This window comes from Enterobacter cloacae subsp. cloacae ATCC 13047 (assembly GCF_000025565.1).
In the GTDB taxonomy this organism is placed as follows: Bacteria; Pseudomonadota; Gammaproteobacteria; order Enterobacterales; family Enterobacteriaceae; genus Enterobacter; species Enterobacter cloacae.
The window spans coordinates 75,510-93,162 of record NC_014121.1 but is presented as its reverse complement, the minus strand read 5'-3'; the positions used below and the strand labels follow the sequence as shown (position 1 = coordinate 93,162).

The 17,653-nt window shown below is 57.2% G+C and carries 19 protein-coding genes; 10 read left to right on the top strand and 9 right to left on the bottom strand.

The genetic code is table 11. From position 1 onward, the window contains the following. Positions 1–22 precede the first annotated feature (22 nt). From ECL_RS00460 to ECL_RS00440, 5 genes are read left to right on the top strand one after another with little or no spacing between them, the layout of a single operon-like run. Entirely contained in the window at positions 23–607 is a 585-nt protein-coding gene (locus ECL_RS00460) for a fimbrial protein (RefSeq protein WP_013094864.1), read from the top strand. Between the two features lie 53 nt (positions 608–660). Beyond that, positions 661–1,338 (top strand): fimbrial biogenesis chaperone, encoded by a 678-nt coding sequence (locus tag ECL_RS00455; RefSeq protein WP_013094863.1) that lies wholly within the window; start codon positions 661–663, stop codon positions 1,336–1,338. A 23-nt stretch (positions 1,339–1,361) separates the two neighbouring features. Next, complete coding sequence (locus ECL_RS00450) at positions 1,362–3,884, top strand: fimbria/pilus outer membrane usher protein (RefSeq protein WP_013094862.1); 2,523 nt, start codon at positions 1,362–1,364, stop codon at positions 3,882–3,884. Continuing rightward, entirely contained in the window at positions 3,875–4,390 is a 516-nt protein-coding gene (locus tag ECL_RS00445; protein WP_013094861.1) for a fimbrial protein, read from the top strand. Before ECL_RS00450 ends, ECL_RS00445 begins: the two co-directional genes overlap by 10 nt. After that, a complete protein-coding gene (locus ECL_RS00440) occupies positions 4,390–5,400 on the top strand; it encodes a fimbrial protein (protein WP_052429251.1) in 1,011 nt (336 codons plus the stop codon). Before ECL_RS00445 ends, ECL_RS00440 begins: the two co-directional genes overlap by 1 nt. 3 nt (positions 5,401–5,403) lie before the next feature. Here ECL_RS00440 and ECL_RS00435 read toward each other — a convergent pair whose 3' ends face one another. Further along, the gene (locus ECL_RS00435; protein WP_013094859.1) at positions 5,404–5,928 is read right to left on the bottom strand and encodes a lipocalin family protein; all 525 of its coding nucleotides are present in this window, start codon (positions 5,926–5,928) and stop codon (positions 5,404–5,406) included. 117 nt (positions 5,929–6,045) lie between these two features. Here ECL_RS00435 and ECL_RS00430 point away from each other — a divergent pair, with 117 nt between their 5' ends. From ECL_RS00430 to ECL_RS00410, 5 genes are all read left to right on the top strand, one after another. After that, positions 6,046–6,771 carry a MerR family transcriptional regulator gene (locus ECL_RS00430; protein WP_044159057.1) on the top strand — a complete coding sequence of 242 codons (726 nt, stop codon included), beginning with the start codon at positions 6,046–6,048 and terminating at the stop codon, positions 6,769–6,771. Between the two features lie 99 nt (positions 6,772–6,870). Continuing rightward, positions 6,871–7,281, top strand: coding sequence for a hydroxyisourate hydrolase (uraH, locus tag ECL_RS00425; RefSeq protein ID WP_013094857.1), 411 nt, complete (start codon positions 6,871–6,873; stop codon positions 7,279–7,281). A gap of 102 nt (positions 7,282–7,383) precedes the next feature. Next, entirely contained in the window at positions 7,384–8,343 is a 960-nt protein-coding gene (locus tag ECL_RS00420; protein ID WP_044159055.1) for a YbgA family protein, read from the top strand. Between the two features lie 145 nt (positions 8,344–8,488). Next, the gene (locus tag ECL_RS00415) at positions 8,489–9,577 is read left to right on the top strand and encodes an AAA family ATPase (RefSeq protein WP_013094854.1); all 1,089 of its coding nucleotides are present in this window, start codon (positions 8,489–8,491) and stop codon (positions 9,575–9,577) included. Positions 9,578–9,692: 115 nt separating this feature from the next. Next, entirely contained in the window at positions 9,693–10,424 is a 732-nt protein-coding gene (locus ECL_RS00410) for a carbonic anhydrase (protein WP_013094853.1), read from the top strand. A gap of 60 nt (positions 10,425–10,484) precedes the next feature. Here the strand turns inward: ECL_RS00410 and ECL_RS00405 are convergent, their stop codons facing one another. The 8 genes from ECL_RS00405 to ECL_RS00370 all read right to left on the bottom strand — a co-directional run bounded on the left by ECL_RS00405 (position 10,485) and on the right by ECL_RS00370 (position 17,649). Then, positions 10,485–11,462 carry a GlxA family transcriptional regulator gene (locus ECL_RS00405; RefSeq protein ID WP_013094852.1) on the bottom strand — a complete coding sequence of 326 codons (978 nt, stop codon included), beginning with the start codon at positions 11,460–11,462 and terminating at the stop codon, positions 10,485–10,487. A 25-nt stretch (positions 11,463–11,487) separates the two neighbouring features. Next, complete coding sequence (locus ECL_RS00400) at positions 11,488–12,267, bottom strand: MBL fold metallo-hydrolase (RefSeq protein WP_013094851.1); 780 nt, start codon at positions 12,265–12,267, stop codon at positions 11,488–11,490. An 89-nt stretch (positions 12,268–12,356) separates the two neighbouring features. Beyond that, positions 12,357–13,607 carry an HlyD family secretion protein gene (locus ECL_RS00395; protein ID WP_013094850.1) on the bottom strand — a complete coding sequence of 417 codons (1,251 nt, stop codon included), beginning with the start codon at positions 13,605–13,607 and terminating at the stop codon, positions 12,357–12,359. Positions 13,608–13,613: 6 nt separating this feature from the next. After that, positions 13,614–14,363 carry a hypothetical protein gene (locus tag ECL_RS00390; protein ID WP_013094849.1) on the bottom strand — a complete coding sequence of 250 codons (750 nt, stop codon included), beginning with the start codon at positions 14,361–14,363 and terminating at the stop codon, positions 13,614–13,616. Then, complete coding sequence (locus ECL_RS00385; protein ID WP_013094848.1) at positions 14,360–16,456, bottom strand: peptidase domain-containing ABC transporter; 2,097 nt, start codon at positions 16,454–16,456, stop codon at positions 14,360–14,362. Before ECL_RS00385 ends, ECL_RS00390 begins: the two co-directional genes overlap by 4 nt. Before the next feature lie 64 nt (positions 16,457–16,520). Beyond that, a complete protein-coding gene (locus ECL_RS00380; RefSeq protein ID WP_013094847.1) occupies positions 16,521–16,706 on the bottom strand; it encodes a hypothetical protein in 186 nt (61 codons plus the stop codon). Positions 16,707–16,728: 22 nt separating this feature from the next. Continuing rightward, on the bottom strand, positions 16,729–16,923 hold the full coding sequence (locus tag ECL_RS00375; RefSeq protein WP_013094846.1) for a hypothetical protein: 195 nt from the start codon (positions 16,921–16,923) through the stop codon (positions 16,729–16,731). A 72-nt stretch (positions 16,924–16,995) separates the two neighbouring features. Continuing rightward, on the bottom strand, positions 16,996–17,649 hold the full coding sequence (locus ECL_RS00370; protein ID WP_013094845.1) for a hypothetical protein: 654 nt from the start codon (positions 17,647–17,649) through the stop codon (positions 16,996–16,998). Positions 17,650–17,653: the final 4 nt, after the last annotated feature.

Sequence of the window (17,653 nt, the reverse complement as noted above, 5' to 3'; positions counted from 1 at the left end):
ACGACAACATGGAATCAGGACAATGAAAGCTCAATTTAAAACGAAAACACTGCTTGCCGTCGCCGTTGCGGCAGTACTGCCAGCAGGGTCGGCGTTCGCTGCAACCACCAGCGGCGGTACGGTGAACTTCAGCGGCAAGGTGGTGACCTCAGCCTGCGCCATCAGTGCTGGCAGCGCCAACATTGATGTCGACATGGGCGAAGTGCGTACCGCCACGCTGGCCGCGGCAGGCAGTGAAGCCAGCACCGCGAAAGCCTTCTCCATCACCCTGGAAGATTGCGAAATCGCCGATACCTCCGCCTCAACGGAAGACAATCCGATTGCCGCCACCACCGTGGCCGTGACCTTCACCGGTACGCCGGATGCGGCCGATGCCAACAGCCTGGCCGTTGGCGCAAACGGCGGCGCTAACTCGGCGCAGCACGTTGCGATTCGCCTGTACGACGAGCAGGGCAAAGTGGTGAAGCTGGGTGAACCTGCCGCCGCCATTCCTCTGCGTGCGGGGGCCAACACCCTGAACTTCAGCGCGAAATATTACTCACCGCAGGGCAACGCCACGGCGGGTGATGCCAGCGCGGTTGCAACCTACACCGTTACCTACTCGTAATTTTCAGGCCCGGTTCGCTGGCCGGGCCTGACTCAGCTTTAAGGAGACGCACCATGCGCGCAAAAGCAGGGATCTGTCTGGCTATTTCATTATGTTCATCCGCCGCATATGCAGGCGGCGTAGGGCTGGGCGCCACGCGAATGGTTTACTCCAGCACTACCAACCAGTCCATGCTGCAGGTCAGGAACACGCATCCCGACGCCACGTTCCTGATCCAGTCATGGATGGAAAACGAAGAAGGGCAAAAAACCAACGACTTCGTTATTACGCCGCCACTGTTCGTCATGAAACCGGCCAGCGAAAGCGCGGTGAAAATCATGTTTAACGGTAAAGCCCTGCCAGAGGATCGCGAAACGCTCTACTGGATGACGGTGAAAGCCATTCCACAGCAGACCAAAAGCGGTTCCGGCAATTCGCTGCAGTTTGCTTCGGCAAACCGCATCAAGGTGTTTTATCGCCCGGAGAGCCTTGGGCAGGGCGCAGGGGACGCCTGGAAAAGCCTGACCGGAGCCTATCGCGGCGGAAAGGTCACGCTTAGCAACCCAACGCCGTACTACCTCACCACCATCAACCTGAAAATCGATGGCATGCCGGTACAGCCGGTAATGGTGCCGCCGAAATCCAGCGTAACGCTGGGCGAAACCTTCAGCCACGCCAGCAGCGTGAGCTACCAGACCATTAACGATTATGGCGCATGGACGCCCGCGACACGCGCGGCATTGTCCCAATAATCCCGACTGTGAGGCGTGACCACGTGAAAAGAAAAATCCTGTGTGCCACGGTGATCTCCCTGGTAATTCGGCAGGCCATGGCGGCTGAAAGCGCGTTGCAATTTAACCCTGCGTTTCTCAACGGTGAAAGCGCCAACAGCGCCGATCTCGCCTGGATCAACGCCGGGAGCGCATTGCCGCCGGGCGATCACAACCTCAACGTGTATATCAATAACAACTATGCGTTCACCGGCAATATCACGTTCCGCACCGCTGAAAATACAGGGGAAGCCCTGCCATGCCTCACGCCTGAACAGATCGCGGCGCTGGGCATCGACAGCCAGCAGGCGAAAGGCGGCGCACTGCCGCTCGCGCAGCGCTGCATTTTTCTGACGGAGGCGTTTGCCGATACCCGGTTTGATTTTGACCAGCAGACGCTCTCCCTCAGCTTCACCGTACCGCAGAGCGCGATGCGCAATTTGCCGCGCGGGTATGTCAGCCCAGAAAGCTGGGAAGCGGGCATTCCTGCCGCGTGGCTGAACTATGTAGTAAACGGCTCGAACAATGACTATCAGGGCGAGACGCGCACGCGCGACCAGCAGCTGTTTGCAAGCCTGAACAGCGGCATCAATCTCGGCGCGTGGCGGCTGCGTGATTTCACCACGTGGACCAAAGATACTAACGAACTCACCCACGTGCAGACCTGGCTGCAGCGGGATATTCCCGCCCTGAACGCGCAGGTTTACGCCGGGGAAACGTATACCTCCGCCCAGGTGTTCGACGCCGTGGGCCTGCGCGGCATTGCCCTGAAAACCGATGACAATATGCTGCCTGCCAGCCTGAGCGGCTATGCGCCGGAAGTGCACGGCATCGCCCGCAGCAACGCCACGGTGACGGTTCGCCAGAACGGCAACATCATTTATCAAACCTCAGTGCCGCCGGGGGCGTTTGTGCTGAAAGATCTCTACCCGACCTCTTCCGGGGGCGATCTCGCGGTCACAATCCAGGAGAACGACGGCAGCCAGACGCAGTACACGCTTCCGTATGCCAGCGTGCCAAACCTGGTGCGTAACGGACAGCTGAAATATGCCCTGGGAGCAGGAAAATATCGTCCGATGGGCCATCAGGATGCGCCCTCTTTCGCGCAGGGCGAGCTGTTCTACGGCTGGCGTTATGGCCTGACGTTTTACGGTGGGGCGCAGTTTGCCGATCGCTATAACGGTCTGGCCTTCGGGATTGGGCAGAACCTGGGGCGCTTTGGCGCGTATTCCATCGACCTGACCCACGCCCGCAGCCAGCTGGCGGACGATCAGCACTACACCGGCGATTCCGTGCGCCTGCGTTACAGCAAGCTGCTGAATGATATCGGCACGCGGGTTAATTTTTTCTCGCTGCGCTACTCAACGAAAAGGTTTTATACCCTGAGCGATACCACGTACAAGGGCATGGCGGGCGGATCCCCAAAGCAGATTGTGGAAGACGATGGCACCGTCACCACCCACTACGACACGGTATATAACCTGCGCATGTCGCGTAAGGCCAAAAACCAGCTGCTGCTGTCACAGCCGATGGGGCAATACGGTTCGCTGTCGCTGTCGTGGGATCAGCAAACCTACTGGAACACGTCGAAAACCACGCAAAGTTTGCAGTTCGCGTGGAATGCCACGTTTCGTCACGTGTCGCTTGGCGTCAGCGTTCAGCGCAGCTCTAGCCTGTATGACGACAAAAAAGATAACGTGCTGGCGATGTCACTTTCGGTGCCGCTGGGCAACCCGGCGCTGTCGACCCGCGCCCGCTTTACCACCACCCATGCGGATTCTACCGGCACTACGGCCAGTACCGGCGTGAGCGGTTATCTGCCGGGCCAGGAGAACCTGTTTTACAGCGTCAACCAGCGCTATAGCGCGCAGCAGCACTACGGCGGCGACGCCACGTTGCAATACGAAGGCGCAAAAGGAGACTACAACCTGGGCTACAGCTACACCCGCGATTCCCGCAACCTCAGCTACGGGATGAGCGGCGGGGCGGTGCTGCATGAAGATGGTCTGACGCTGAGCCAGCCGCTCGGCAACACCAACATTCTGGTGAAAGCCCCGGGCGCCAGCGACGTTGCCGTGCTTAACCACAAGGGTATCAAAACCGACAGCCGGGGCTACGCGGTGATCCCCTACGCCACGCCGTACCGCGTGAACCAGGTCGCGCTGGATGTCACAACCGCAGGTAATGACGTGGAGCTGGAGAATGCCATCGTCAACAAAACGCCGACCGACGGCGCGCTGGTTCGCGCCACCCTTGTCACACGCCAGGGGAAAAAAGCGATGTTTGTCGTGCGCCGCGGCAACGACGTGCTGCCCTTCGGCACGCTGATCTCACTGAACGATGACAAAACCAGCGGCATCGTCGGCGACGGCGGCAGCCTGTATTTGTCGGGGTTAACCGAGCAGGGCACGTTGAGTGCCGTATGGGGGCGCAACAGCGACCAGCGCTGCACCATCAACTACGCGTTGAACAAGCAGAGCTATAACGCCCGTACCGGGCTCTATTCACAGGAGGTGGTATGTCAGTAACGCTTCGGACGTTCAGCATCGCTTTGCTGATCTTCACGTTCCCGGTTCGCAGCTATGACGTGCTGGTTTCCGTCACCGGGAATTTGATCGGCAACACCTGCGTTGTCGCGGCGGACTCTAAAGAGCAGGACGTTCCGCTGGGTACCATCGGGATTAAACAATTCCCCCGTGCAGGCGCGGTCAGCAATATCAAAACGCCCTTCACGATCAGGCTTGAAGCGTGCGGGCCAACCTTTGCCGGGGTCAAAATCCGCTTCAGCGGCACGCCGGATAACGACAACCCGCAGCTGGTGAAAATTGCCGACGGCGGCGCCACCGGCGTGGCGGTGCAGATCCTCGATAAAGACGGCGGGCTAATCCCCCTCGACACGCAAACCACCGCCCGGGGCACGCCGGGCGATGACAGCGTAGAGATGACCTTCTACGCTCGGCTGGCCGCCACGGGCGCGCCGGTGAATGCCGGAGACGTCTCCGCTTTTGCCACCTGGACCACGGAGTATCAATGATGCGTTTATTCTTGTTTATTAGCGGATTACTGCTCTGCGCCAGCGCACAGGCGATGGAATGGAAATCAGATATCACCCTCTCCCCGCAGCCGATGACCTACAGCGGCCCGGCAGATTCAGTTATGCCGGGAAGCATTATCGGCTCCACCTGGAGCGCCTCCGTCAGCGTACAACAGGTGTTCTGGTGTGGGTTTGTTTTTCACTGCACTAAAAGCACGCTGGAGCCGAGCAGCAGCGCGATCTCAAGCGGGATGACGGTCACCGTCGACGGGGTGAACTACACCATTTTTGAAACCGGCGTTCCAGGCGTGGGTTATATCATCGGGCTGAAGGATTTTAATGGGACCAAATACATTCCCCTGCAAACCGGTGTGACGCAGAGCTATCCGGCAGAAGGCACCAGTACAAGCACCCAGGATCTGGGGTGGTCGGCAAAGGTCACCTTCATAAAAACCGGTGTCGCCCTGAAATCCGGCGTGTATCAAATTCCGACTATCAACGCCGCGGTGTTAACCGCCTATAACAACGAGGTCAAAACGGCAAAGGTCATCATTAACCCCACCACCATCACCGTGACGGCGAGCGGCTGTACGGTGGGCACCAAAAGCGCGAACGTCGATCTGGGTACGATCGATATCCGCACGTTGACTACTGTGGGCAGTACCTCGCCTTCGGGTGCGTTTAACGTCAGCCTGACCTGTGACGCGAACGTCGCGGTGAGCGCGGTGATGACCGATCAGACCACGCCGTCAAACACCTCGTCGGTGGTGACGCTGACCGGCGACTCCACCGCGTCCGGCGTAGGGGTGCAGTTTTTCTATAACGGCACCGGCCCGCTGATGATGGGGCCGGACAGCTCGGCGGCGGGCACAACCAATCAGTTCTTTATCCAGAGCACCACTGCGGCACAAACCCTGTCGCTGCCGTTCCAGGCGCAATACATCCGAACCGGCGAACTTGTCCCCGGCTCGGCGAACGCGCTGGCAAGCATTACGTTCTCGTACCAGTAGGGGTTAATGTTTTACCCACACCAGCTGATCGACCCGGAAGCCCAGACTGCGCGCGGTGTTCAGGTAATCCTGCTTCACCGCGTCCGGCACGGTTGGCGTGCGCGACAAAATCCACAGGTAGTCGCGGTTCGGGCCGCTGACCAGCGCGTACTGGTACTTATCGTCCAGCTTGATGACGTTATAGCCGCCGTAGAACGGGCCGAAGAACGAAACCTTCAGCGCGGCGGTGGTTGACGCGCCGGTAAAGTACGCTTTGCCTTCACTCTCGTTCCATTTGTTCTTCACCGGGTCGTAACCCCGGTTAAGCACGCTGATTCCGCCATCGCTCCGTTGGCCGTAGGTGGCCGTCACCTGCTCCAGCCCGCGTTCAAAGCGGTTCTCCAGGCGGGCGACTTCATACCACTTGCCGAGATAGCGGCTGGCATCAAAACCGGAAATAGGCTGCACGCCTTTCGGCGGCGTGGGGGATTTACAGGCTACAAGGGTCAGCGCAATGGCAACCCCGGTGACAACAGGCCATAGCTTCATGAGAATTCCTTTCATTTGCACGGTTGGATGTTAAGTGTAGTGCACCCTTTCGGCGCTTCATCCCGTTCTGAAAAATTCGTAGTATATTGAGAGTATTCCTCCACTCTGGACATGGACATGGCTTACTCCATCGGCGAATTCGCCAGACTTAGCGGCATCACCGCCACCACGCTGCGGGCGTGGCAGCGTCGTTATGGTTTACTCAAGCCACAGCGCACGGAGGGCGGCCACCGCCAGTACAGCGATGAAGACGTTCAGCAGGCGCTGAAAATCCTCGACTGGGTGAAAAAAGGCGTGCCCATTGGCCAGGTAAAACCCCTGCTTGAGCGCCCTGTACCCCGCCGGACCAACAACTGGCAAACGCTACAGCAGAACATGCTGGAACGCCTGCAGGGGGGCAAAATCGAGTCCCTGCGCCAGATGATTTACGACGCGGGCCGCGAATACCCCAGACCTGAACTGGTGACCAACGTGCTGCGTCCGCTGCGCAGCCAGGTGTCCGCCAACGTCGCCGCCGCCATGACTCTGCGCGCGATCCTCGACGGCATCCTCATCGCCTACACCTCGTTTTGCCTTGAAGGCGATAAAAAAGCGCCGGGCGATAACATTCTGCTCAGCGGCTGGTACCTGAACGACCCGTGTGAAATCTGGCTCGAAGCTTTGTCGCGGACCGGCCAGGGTCACCGCATCGACGTATTACCCACGCCCCCTGCCACGCTGGCACCGGAGATATTTCCCGATCGCAAATGGTTGCTGGTCACCAGCGGTAAAATGACCGCCGCGCGGAAAAAACAGGTGGCGCAGTGGCAGCAGCAGCTTTCCCTTGAGGTCATTATCCTCTAATGATTTTCTCCTGCGGGAATCTTCACGAAAAGTTGAATATTTTTCCGCGCCGCAGATGCTAACGTTTTCCTGTGACTGACAACTTCACAGGAAAACAACATGAAAAAAACTGCCCCTCTGCTGATCCTGGCCTCCATGGCTTTTGCCCCTGCCGCCTTCAGTGCCCCTGCCGGCACGCTGAGCGTACACGTTCTCGACCAACAAACCGGCATGCCGCCATCGGATGTCACCGTTACCCTGGAAAAGCAGCAGCAGGACAAATGGATCCCGGTTGCCAGCGGCAAAACCGACCATGACGGACGTATTAAATCGCTCTATCCCCAGGAACAGGACATGCAGCCTGGCGTGTATAAAGTGACCTTCAAAACCGCAGACTATTTCCACGCTAAAAAGCTGGAGACATTCTTCCCGGAAGTACCGGTGCTGTTTACCGTCACCCGGACCAACGAGAAACTGCACATTCCACTTCTGCTGAGTCAGTACGGTTATTCAACCTACAAGGGCAGTTAAAAACTATTGATTTTAAAAGGCAATAAAAAATACCTCCGCCAATACTTGGACAAATAAGCAAGATTGTGTAAGTTTTAAGTATTGGCTCTGGAGGAACATACCATGACAACGAAACCTGTGCTGGGTATTAGCGGCTGCTTGACCGGGTCCGCCGTTCGCTTTGACGGCGGGCATAAGCGTATGGATTTCGTCATGGATGAGCTGGCCCAGTGGGTGAATTTCCGACCCGTTTGCCCCGAAATGGCCATCGGCTTGCCCACACCACGCCCTGCGCTGCGTTTGATCATGACGACCGGCGGTGACACGCAGATGCGTTTTAGCCATCCGCCGCATGATGATGTCACGCAGAAAATGGCCGACTTTACGGCCAGTTATCTGCCAAAGATCGGCGATCTCGCCGGGTTTATCGTCTGTGCAAAATCCCCCAGCTGTGGCATGGAACGCGTGCGCGTGTACGATGAAAACGGCAACCGGGGCCGCAAGGAGGGCGTCGGGCTGTTCACCGCCGCGCTCCTTGAAACCTGGCCGTGGCTGCCCGTAGAAGAGGATGGCCGTCTGCACGACCCGGTGCTGCGGGAAAACTTCGTCGAGCGCGTTTTTGCGCTGCACGAATTGAACACGCTGCGTAAAAACGGCCTGACGCGCCGCGCGCTGCTGGATTTTCACAGCCGCTACAAACTGCAGCTGCTGGCACACCATCAGGCGGGTTACCGTGAGATTGGCCCATTTGTCGCCTCGCTGCATGAATGGGACGATCTGGACGCGTTCTTCGAGGCGTACCGCGAAAAACTGATGACCATCCTGAAAAAGCCCGCCTCGCGGAAAAATCACACCAACGTGCTGATGCATATTCAGGGCTATTTTCGCAATCAGCTTAACAGCCGCCAGCGGGGTGAGCTTCGTGACGTGATCCTGCATTACCGCGAAGGGCTTCTGCCCATTCTTGCGCCGATCACGCTGCTAAAACATTACCTTGCCGAATACCCGGATCAGTATCTGATGACGCAAAACTACTTTGATCCCTATCCTGATGATTTGGGTCTGCGTCTGGCCGTTAAATAATCAATAAGGCGAAGGCCCCCATTGACCCTCAGGGGCCCGAAGCAGTAGCCCGTTTAGACGACATCCTCACTGTCGTCTCTTTTTTGCATTTCGCCTGAAAGGCTGTAAATATATACAGGTTATAACGCAAAAAAGGGATCGGCCTGTGATTAACACCCTGCACATTCAAAACTACCGCTCAATTCGCGATATGTCGCTGGAGCTGGAACAACTCAACATTGTCTTCGGCCCGAATGGCACCGGAAAATCAAATATTTACAAGGCGATCCACCTGATGCACAGCGCCGCGCAGGGGCAGTTTTCTCAGGCTCTGGCGAATGAAGGCGGGATTTTGAAAGTGTTCTGGGCGGGTAAAACCCGCAGCGACCAGCTGCGACGGATGAACCTGGCGGTAGAAACCGAAACTTACGAATACGAGCTGCAGGTAGGCTTTGTTGAGAAGCTGCCCTATCCCTCGCAGTTTCAGCTCGATCCGGTGATCAAGGAAGAGTCGCTCTGGCTGAGCGGGCAGCACCGCCGCCCGTCGGCACAGCTGATGAAGCGCAGAAATCAGGCGGTTTTCCTGAATAACGTCCATCACGAGAAAGTGACCCACAGCGGCACGCTGTACGAGAACGAATCGGTGTTCGGCCAGCTCGGCGAACCGCACCTTTACCCGGAAGTGTCGCAGATGCGCGAGTCCCTGCGTAACTGGCGATTTTATCATGAGTTTTCCGTTGCAAGCGGCTCCATGATGCGTGCCCCGCAGGTGGGTTTCCGCTCTCCGGTGCTGGCGAGCGACGGCGCCAACCTCGCGGCGGCGTTTCAGACCATTGTCGAGATTGGCGATGAACTGCTGCTGATGCGCATTCTTGACCAGGCTTTCCCCGGCTGCGTGTTTTACAGCGACAACACCGGCGGACGTTTTCGCATGATGATGCAGCGCGAGGGCTTAAGCCGCCCGCTGGAACCGGCGGAGTTCTCTGACGGCACGCTGCGCTTTTTATGCCTGGCGGTGGCATTGTTAAGCCCGCGCCCACCGGCGTTTATCGCCCTCAACGAACCGGAAAACAGCCTGCATCCGCAGATGCTGCCCGCGCTGGCAAGCCTGATTGCCGAGGCCAGCCGCTACTCGCAGATCTGGCTCACCAGCCACTCGCCGGAGCTGGCGACATTGATTGAGAAGCACCGATCGTTTTCGCTGTATCAGCTGTCAATGACGGAGGGAGAGACGAAGATGGAGAAGCTGGGGTAAGAAGGGGCTTTCATTTTCTTTAACGCAAATAACCACAATATAAGACTGGTCTTTTGGAAAAGAGTACAATGCCATCAGTATTTTAACGCGCATTTCTTATTCTGAGAGACACAACATGAAACACATTCTGACCGCATCCTTATTCGCCTTATCTGCCTCTGTCTTTGCGGGGTCTGCCCCACACTGGACGTATGAAGGCAAGAGTGGTCCGGAAAACTGGGGCGAGCTCAGCGACGAGTTTGCCACCTGCAAGACCGGGAAATTCCAGTCACCCATCGATATCCGTAACGCCTATAACGCCACGCTGCCGCCGCTGGAGATGAATTTCCATACCGCCGCCGAAAAGCTGGTGAACAACGGCCATACCCTGCAGGTGACCGCCAGCGACGAAGATGAATTCCGTCTGGACGATCAGATCTTTACCCTGCGCCAGTACCATTTCCACACCCCGAGCGAAAACCGGATCAACGGCAAATCCTTCCCGCTGGAAGCGCACTTTGTTCATGCCAGCAAAGAGGGCGACGTCGCGGTGCTTGCCGTTATGTTTGAGGTCGGCCCGGAAAACAGCGCACTCAACCCGCTGCTGGCGCGCCTTCCGAAGGAAAAGGACCACGAAATCTCGATTGATAAACACCTCGATCTGCGTCCGCTGTTCCCGGCTGACCTGCACTATTATCGCTTCAGCGGCTCGCTGACCACCCCACCGTGCACCGAAGGGCTGCGCTGGCTGGTGATGAAAAACACCGTCACCCTGTCAGAAAAGCAGCTGGAGATGTTTAAGCAAGCGCTTGAGCACAGCAATAACCGTCCGCTTCAGCCGCTGAACGGCCGCGTGATTGTTCAGTAAGGTGTGGTGAGTTAAAAGCATCCGCAGGCCGGGTCTCCCGGCCTAAAAGACGGTGTTACTTCATGTCGCATCATGCCTGGCTACAGACGGCTGAATACGAAACGTCTTGCGCCACTCCGTCGGGCTGACGCCAAAACGCGCCTTAAACTGTTGTCGCCAGGTCACCGCAGAGTTAAACCCCACCAGCTCGGCCACGCGTTCAACCGGCATATTGCCGGCTTCCAGTAAGATCTGGCTGCGCCGCAGGCGCTCGGCGGTGAGCCAGTCGGCCACGGTCATGCCGGTGGCGTTGACAAAATGGCGGGTCAGCGTGCGGCGGCTCATCGAGACCACCTTCGCCAGCGAGTCGAGATTATGCGGCTCGGTAATGTGTTGCTGCAGGTAGTCGATCAGGCAGTTAATCCGTGCGTCGCGGGTGTCCTTCGGCACCGGCTGGGCAATGAACTGCGCCTGACCGCCTTCGCGGTGCGGCGGCACAATCATCCGACGGGCGATCTGGTTGGCAACCACGCTACCAAAGCGCTGACGGATGATATACAGGCAGCAGTCCAGCGCGGCGGCGGTCCCGGCGGAGGTAATAATATTGTCGTCATCCACATAGAGGGCGTTGATATCAAGCTGGACGCGCGGAAAAAGCGACTGGAAGTGATGTTCAAACTCCCAGTGGGTGGCCGCGCGCTTGCCGTCGAGAATGCCCGCATACGCCAGCACAAACGACCCCAGACACAGCCCGACGATTTCCGCACCGTTATCTCTTGCCTGCACCAGGCTGTCGAGCAGCACCTGAGGCGGGCGATCCAGTACGTGCTGCCAGTAGGGCACCACCACAATATCCGCCTGCGCGATGGCTGAAAAATCCTGCGTCGCGTTAAGGGCAAAACCCTCTTTTGAGGTGAGAACGCCGGGTTTTTCGGCGCAGATCGTCACGTTAAAGCGCTTTTCGCCGGAAACCGCGTCGCCAAACAGAATACAGGGAACGGAGTAGTGGAACGGGCTAAACCCGTCCACCGCGACAATCGCGACGTTGATAAGTGGCATCTGTCTCTCCTTCCCTTTTTGGTGCTCAGAATATAACGGTTTCGCCGTCCTGGGGAATGCTCACCGCATCACCGATCTGGTTCGCTTCCACGTATTCCCGCAGCGCGCGGCGGCTCAGCAGGCAGTGGTTAATGGCTTCCATATGGACCGCCACAATTTTTGCCTGCGGCAGCAGGAAGTGAACGTTGAGCAGATCCTGTTCCCCCATAATGATGGGCCCGAAACCGATCACATGCGCGTATCCGGCATTAAGCACCACCACATCCGGCTGGTGTTTTTGCAGATCGGCCGCCACCGCATCACGCCAGACGGTATCGCCCGCGATGTAGAGCGTTTTCTCGTCCGGGTGGCGCAGAACCACACCGCAGGCTTCGCCCAGACGCTCTGCCAGCTCCGGCACCGCGTACGCGCGATCGGTACCATGCTGGCCGCCGTGGGTTTTCGCGATGCGGATATCACCAAAGGTGGTCTCGTCGGTCATGACTGTCAGGTTATGAAAACCCTGGCTTCGCAGCAGCGCGGCATCACGATCGTTTTGCACATAGATCGGTTTGTCTTTGGCGATCAGTTCCACCGCTGCGCGATCCCAGTGATCGTCATGGGTGTGGGTGACGATCACCGCATCGGCGTCCAGCAGCGTGCTGACGTCAACGGGCAGTTCAACCATTGGGTTACGGATCTCGGCCCGCGCCGTGCCGGGGAAACCGGGATAAGCGTCTTTTGCGGCCAGCATCGGGTCGATCAAAAAGCGTTTACCGGCATACGTGATCAGTTGGGTAGCATTGCGAATATGAGTGATGTTCATGGGCTATTCTCCTGTGTGTGTGATAAGGAGAATAGCCCGCGACCCGGCGTTAGCCTGTGGGCTAATGGGCGATGAACGATGAAATCGGGTCAATCGATAAACCGTTTACGCACCCGCTCCAGCGGCGCAATCAGCAGATTGATAAGCGGTTTGCGATCGATAACGATATCGGCGTTAACCGTCATCCCGCCCATCAGCAGACGCTTTTTGTTGTCCGGATCGGTAAACCAGGAAGGCACCCGCACCTTGGCAAGATAGTAGTTCTGCCCCTCCTGGAGCGGGATAAGCGCCGAATGCGCATCAATATTCACCTCGTAGAAATCAGACAGGGTGGCCTCCACCGAGCCATATTTATCCACCGGCCAGGAGTCAAAGCGCAGCTTCACCTTATCCCCTTTCGCCACCCGGCCCACGCCCGTGGCTGGCACATAGAGGTACCCCTCCATCGACGCGGCGGTGTTTTTACGGATCACCACCACCACCTCGCTGTTTTGCGTAATGGCCCGGCCCGGCGGGAAGTTGATCGCCACCACGTAGCCATCGGCAGGCGCCAGCATGGCCATCGTAGAGCTACCCCGGCTGGAAAGGTTGCGGTCAATTTCGCTGATCCGGTTTTTCACGTACAGCAGCTCCTGGCTCAGGGAGTCGATTTGCGACTGAGTGCTGTCGGTCAGGCTGGTTTTGCGCGCCTCCAGATCGAGGATACTGCTCTCCTCCAGCGTCAGGTTAAGCTGCGCGTTGAGCACGTCGTTGTGGCTTTTATCCAGATCGACCTTCGACACATAGCCTTTCCCGGATATCGCTTTCCACGCCTCATAGGTATCGGTGCTGTTTTTGAGCAACGCACGCAGCTTTTTCACTTTGTCGCGGGATACCACAATCTGCCGGTCGGCAATATCCAGCTGCTGCGCCAGGTTTTTCCGGTACGTAGCGATAGAATCTTCAATGGTCTGCACGCGCTGCTCGCTGCGCTTTTTCTCCGCCTCCATCTGCTGGCGATCGAACTGCACCACCGAGCCCTGCTTGCCGCCGTAGTCCTGCGACACGGTAAAAAGCGGGTCATTCTCTTTCACGTACTGGCCTGGACGTACGGCAAAATCCACGATGGTGCCGGACTCTCTGGCACGCACTTCCACATCCCCCTGGGCCGGGATCAGCACCCCGCGCGCCAGCGTGGTTTCCGAAAAGTTAAAGACGATCGAAAAGACCAGCAGACAGAGAAAAAAGGAGATAAACAGCGTTAACACGCCTTTCAGCCGCGGGGCGTTGATCTCGTAGCTCTTTGAAAAATGGTGCGGGATCAGCGCCCGACGTTGTCGGTTTCGGTTTCTTAATTTCACGACATGTCATCCATGATAAATCACTGAAAGATCGTCCCATGCACTCCAGAGCGTGGGGGTTTTACGCAACGCGTTCAGCGTGGCGGTGGCGGCCTGACGGTACTCCGCAGGGGCATAGGTCTGGCTCTCCAGCGCAAATTCCGCCGAGTGCAGCGAACAGCCGGGCAGCAGCGTACGAATCACATATCCGTAGCGCGTTAAAAAGCGCGTCGACACGTCCGTTAACCACGCTTTCTGGTCGCCCGCCTGGGTAATGAACAGCGGCGCATCCGGGAGGCGCTCATCCACCAGCAGCACGGTCACCAACCGGTGCGGGGAGAAAAACGCCCCTGCCCGCCGCTCCTCGTGTGCCGCCATCAGCTTGTGCAGCGCGGGAAGGCGGGTAACAAACTGAAAGCGCACGTCGTCTGGCGCGGTGGCGAGCAGCGCATCCGCGATCAGGCCAAATCCGGCCCAGCGCATGCCCAGCAGCAGGGTGCGGGGCTGAGAATAAAACTCCTGCTCGCGGGTAAATGCCGCCACCCGGGCGTGGAGATCGAAACGCACGTTGCGCCGCCACAGCGCGGGCGGGAAGATCTGCTCGACAAAATGAAAGCCGCTCATCTCCAGGGCGTTCTGGCGCAGAAAATCGGGCGGGACGTCAGCCTCCGGGCAGCGCATAAACTGGCTGTAGTTTTGCGTGATCCGGCTTGCGAGCAGCGTGCGTCCGGCCTGCCGGGCGCAAAGTCGGGCGTAGAGACGGGGCAGAAACATCATTGCTCACTCTCCCGCAGCGTGCCGTTTTCCATGGTGTAGAGCCGTCCGTGACAGCCCACCACCTCCGGCGAGTGGGTGACAAACACCAGACCAATCCCCAGGCCACGCAGGTTCGCCAGCACCTTCTGCGCCGTGGTTTTATCGAGGTTTGCCGTCACTTCATCGCACAGCAGCAGCTTCGGCTGGCTGTACAGGGCGCGCGCCAGCACCAGACGCTGCATCTCGCCGGCGGAGAAAAAGGTATTTCCCGGCAGCAGCTCCGTTTCGTATCCGTGCGGCAGACGCGCAACCACGTGGTCAATCTCCGCCAGGCGGCAGGCAGCAATCACCCGCTCCTTGTCCGGCGCGCTATCAAAGCAGGAAAGGTTATCCAGAATGGAGCCGGTAAAGAGAATATCGTCCGCATGCACAATGCGAATATGCTGGCGCAGAGAGGAGAGATCGCACTCGGTGATCGGGATCGCATTGATCCGCAAACTGCCCGATGTGGAGAGCAACATCCCGGAGATCAGACGCAGCAGTGTGGTTTTCCCGGAGCCGCTCTGGCCGACAATCACCGCCTCTTCGCCCTGCTTGAGCGTCATGTTGATGTGCTGCAGGGTCGCCTCACGTCCCGGATAAGCAAAAGAGACATCCTCAAAGGCCAGACTGACGGGTGAAGTCACAATCTTCCGGCCAAACTGGCTGGCTTCAGAGGGGGCAAACAGCAGGTCGCCCACGCGATCCAGCGGCCCTTTCAGCGCATTTTTGTCCAGCAGCTTTTGCGCCACCTGTACCATCGCGTCGGAGAAATAGCGTTTGTAGCTGATGTAGGCGTAGAGCATCCCGATACTCATCTGCCCTTCCAGGATAAGCCACGCGCCGAAGCAGACCACCAGCAGTTGCTCGGCGTTGATCACCAGCAGCGAGGCAACATCAAAGCGGGCCAGCAGGCGCTCTTTGCGCATCAGCCCGGCGATGTGCTCACGCTGGGATTTATCCATCACCGCGTCCCGGGCCTGCTCCATGTTGTTAGCCTTCAGGGTGATGATCCCCTTCTGCGTCTCCACCAGCAGCGATTCATACTTTGCGGTGCGCTCGATGGAGTCGTCCACCGCGCGCTGGTAAGGGCCGATCAGCGAAAAGCGGATCAGGAAGAACACCCCCATCAGCAGCATCGTCAACACGGCGATTTTCACGTTATACAGCAGCATAAACAGCAGGCTGGTGAAGGCGATCAAGCTGGAAAAGAGGATCTGCACATAGCCATTGCTGATGAACTCCGCACAGGCATGCAGCGATTTTTCAATCGCCAGCACAATGCCCGGCGGACGGCTGCGGAACCAGCCGGTCTGGGTACGCAGCATATAGCGGCGAACCGACTGGCTGAGGTCGTCATAGGCGATGTTACGCATCAGGATCTCAAGCAGTTGCTTGAGGAACTTACCTATGACTTCAAAAATAAAGACGATAGCGAAAATGGCGGTGAGTAAGATCACCAGATCGTTGTCGTTGCGCGAGATGGCCTCCTCCATGATCAGCTGCACGTAAGTGGGGCTGGCCAGCATGGTGATGAGGGTAAAAATCGAGAGCACAAACAGCAGCACCTGCCGCTGAAACAAGCTCGGGGATTTATTGGCCAGCCGCCCCAGCGTGAGCGTCTCGTCAGGGGATTTTTTGTCGAAGCGCGGCGTCGGCTTCAGCTCCAGCACGTAGCCGGAAAAGAGTTTTTGCGCCTCCTTGAGGCTGTAGCGACGCACGCCGCTGGCCGGGTCGTGGACCGTTACGCTGCGCCCGTCAACCTTCACGATCACCACGAAATGATTGCCGCGCCAGAAGGCGATGAGCGGCAGTTCGGCACTTTCAATTTCAGTGATTTCGCCCTTGAGCACCCGGCCCGTCATATTTTTATCGCTGGCGAGGGTCATGAGTTCCGCCATCGAGGTGCCCGCGTCGGCAGAGACGGTAAGCTCCCTGCGCAGCTGGCTGACGGAGACGTGGTGTTCATAGTGCCCCAGCACCATCGCCAGGCAGGCCAGCCCACATTCGGTATATTCATGCTGGCGAATAACGGGTGTCTTACCCTTTTTTTTATACTGAAAAAGCGAAAACATAATTATCCGTGGCTGAAATAAAAAAATGGCCCGGCAAAGCGGGCCATAAGCATAGGTCGATAACTTATGCGCTGAAGAAGCCGCCGATGAAGCCGCCCACCAGGCCAAACACACCACCGATGGTGCCGCCCAGCGCGCCTAACATCTGGCTGCCTGCGTTATAGCCTGCGCTCGCGCCCTGAAGGGCAGCAGCAAACGGATCCCAGCCACCGATGATGGCCTGTGCTTTTTTGAAATCGATAACTTGCATGATTGTCTTCCTGTTCGTTGAATTAGTTGTAGCTGCCAACCAGCGCACCCAGGAAGCCCATTGCGCCACCCAGAATTCCGCCAACCACGCCGCCTACCATGCCCATGATGCTTGCACCGGTGTCATAACCCAGCTGTGCACCTTTAACGAGGCCAGCGAATGGGTTTAATGCACCACCGATAATATCTTTCGCTTCTACGAATGAAATCGCTTTCATTTTATTCTCCTGTAGTTGTAAATCTTCAGCTTGCGCCAAAGGATAATTTCCTTTTATGAAGGAAAGCGGTTGTTACGGGCAGCGCGTAAGCGGGATGATTTTATTTCCATAAATAATCATCCGCCTTGCGGGCTGCGCGTAATTATCTATTTCCAGCCGTTGACCCGGTGGAAGATATTTTGAGTCATTATATTGTGAGCTACATCCCTGAGAAGAGACATATTTAAACCAGGTATTCCCGGTATTACTCACCACCCCGTTACTAAACGTATAATCAAAATGCCTTGTCCATGGTCGGACAATTAAAATAGCCTCAAGCGAAACCACCACATCCGACTGAATGCGTTGGCCTTTGCTCATCACAACCCGCGCCTGAAGCGGCGTCTCGGTGAATTTAACGCGATAATAGCGTTCTTTGCTGTCGTGCGGGCCGGTATAATAAAACTTAAATCCGGCCCGCTCGCCGCTCTCCAGAGTTAACTGTTTTGGCGAGAACATCACCTCGCCATCTTTTATTTCAGTCTCTTTCCCGTGTTCTTTTGGGACATCAACCTGAATAAGCGAAACAGTATAATTCTGTCGTACGCTGGTATCGTTTTTTATTGGCTGAAAAACAACTTCTTTTTCAGGTAGAAAATCAATATTTAGATTTTCAATAATTAAAGCATTTGCGCTTGCGGAAATGAAGCAATTTATTGCGAAAATAGCCAGGAATTTTCCAGTCATACAC

Coding starts and splice junctions, on each gene's coding strand:
- ECL_RS00445 (WP_013094861.1), top strand. CDS start 3,875: ATGTCAGTAACGCTTCGGACGTTCAGCATCGCTTTGCTGATCTTCACG.
- ECL_RS00370 (WP_013094845.1), bottom strand. CDS start 17,649: ATGACTGGAAAATTCCTGGCTATTTTCGCAATAAATTGCTTCATTTCC.
- ECL_RS00430 (WP_044159057.1), top strand. CDS start 6,046: ATGGCTTACTCCATCGGCGAATTCGCCAGACTTAGCGGCATCACCGCC.
- ECL_RS00385 (WP_013094848.1), bottom strand. CDS start 16,456: ATGTTTTCGCTTTTTCAGTATAAAAAAAAGGGTAAGACACCCGTTATT.
- ECL_RS00410 (WP_013094853.1), top strand. CDS start 9,693: ATGAAACACATTCTGACCGCATCCTTATTCGCCTTATCTGCCTCTGTC.
- ECL_RS00455 (WP_013094863.1), top strand. CDS start 661: ATGCGCGCAAAAGCAGGGATCTGTCTGGCTATTTCATTATGTTCATCC.
- ECL_RS00400 (WP_013094851.1), bottom strand. CDS start 12,267: ATGAACATCACTCATATTCGCAATGCTACCCAACTGATCACGTATGCC.
- ECL_RS00405 (WP_013094852.1), bottom strand. CDS start 11,462: ATGCCACTTATCAACGTCGCGATTGTCGCGGTGGACGGGTTTAGCCCG.
- ECL_RS00375 (WP_013094846.1), bottom strand. CDS start 16,923: ATGAAAGCGATTTCATTCGTAGAAGCGAAAGATATTATCGGTGGTGCA.
- ECL_RS00420 (WP_044159055.1), top strand. CDS start 7,384: ATGACAACGAAACCTGTGCTGGGTATTAGCGGCTGCTTGACCGGGTCC.
- ECL_RS00460 (WP_013094864.1), top strand. CDS start 23: ATGAAAGCTCAATTTAAAACGAAAACACTGCTTGCCGTCGCCGTTGCG.
- ECL_RS00380 (WP_013094847.1), bottom strand. CDS start 16,706: ATGCAAGTTATCGATTTCAAAAAAGCACAGGCCATCATCGGTGGCTGG.
- ECL_RS00390 (WP_013094849.1), bottom strand. CDS start 14,363: ATGATGTTTCTGCCCCGTCTCTACGCCCGACTTTGCGCCCGGCAGGCC.
- ECL_RS00440 (WP_052429251.1), top strand. CDS start 4,390: ATGCGTTTATTCTTGTTTATTAGCGGATTACTGCTCTGCGCCAGCGCA.
- ECL_RS00435 (WP_013094859.1), bottom strand. CDS start 5,928: ATGAAGCTATGGCCTGTTGTCACCGGGGTTGCCATTGCGCTGACCCTT.
- uraH (WP_013094857.1), top strand. CDS start 6,871: ATGAAAAAAACTGCCCCTCTGCTGATCCTGGCCTCCATGGCTTTTGCC.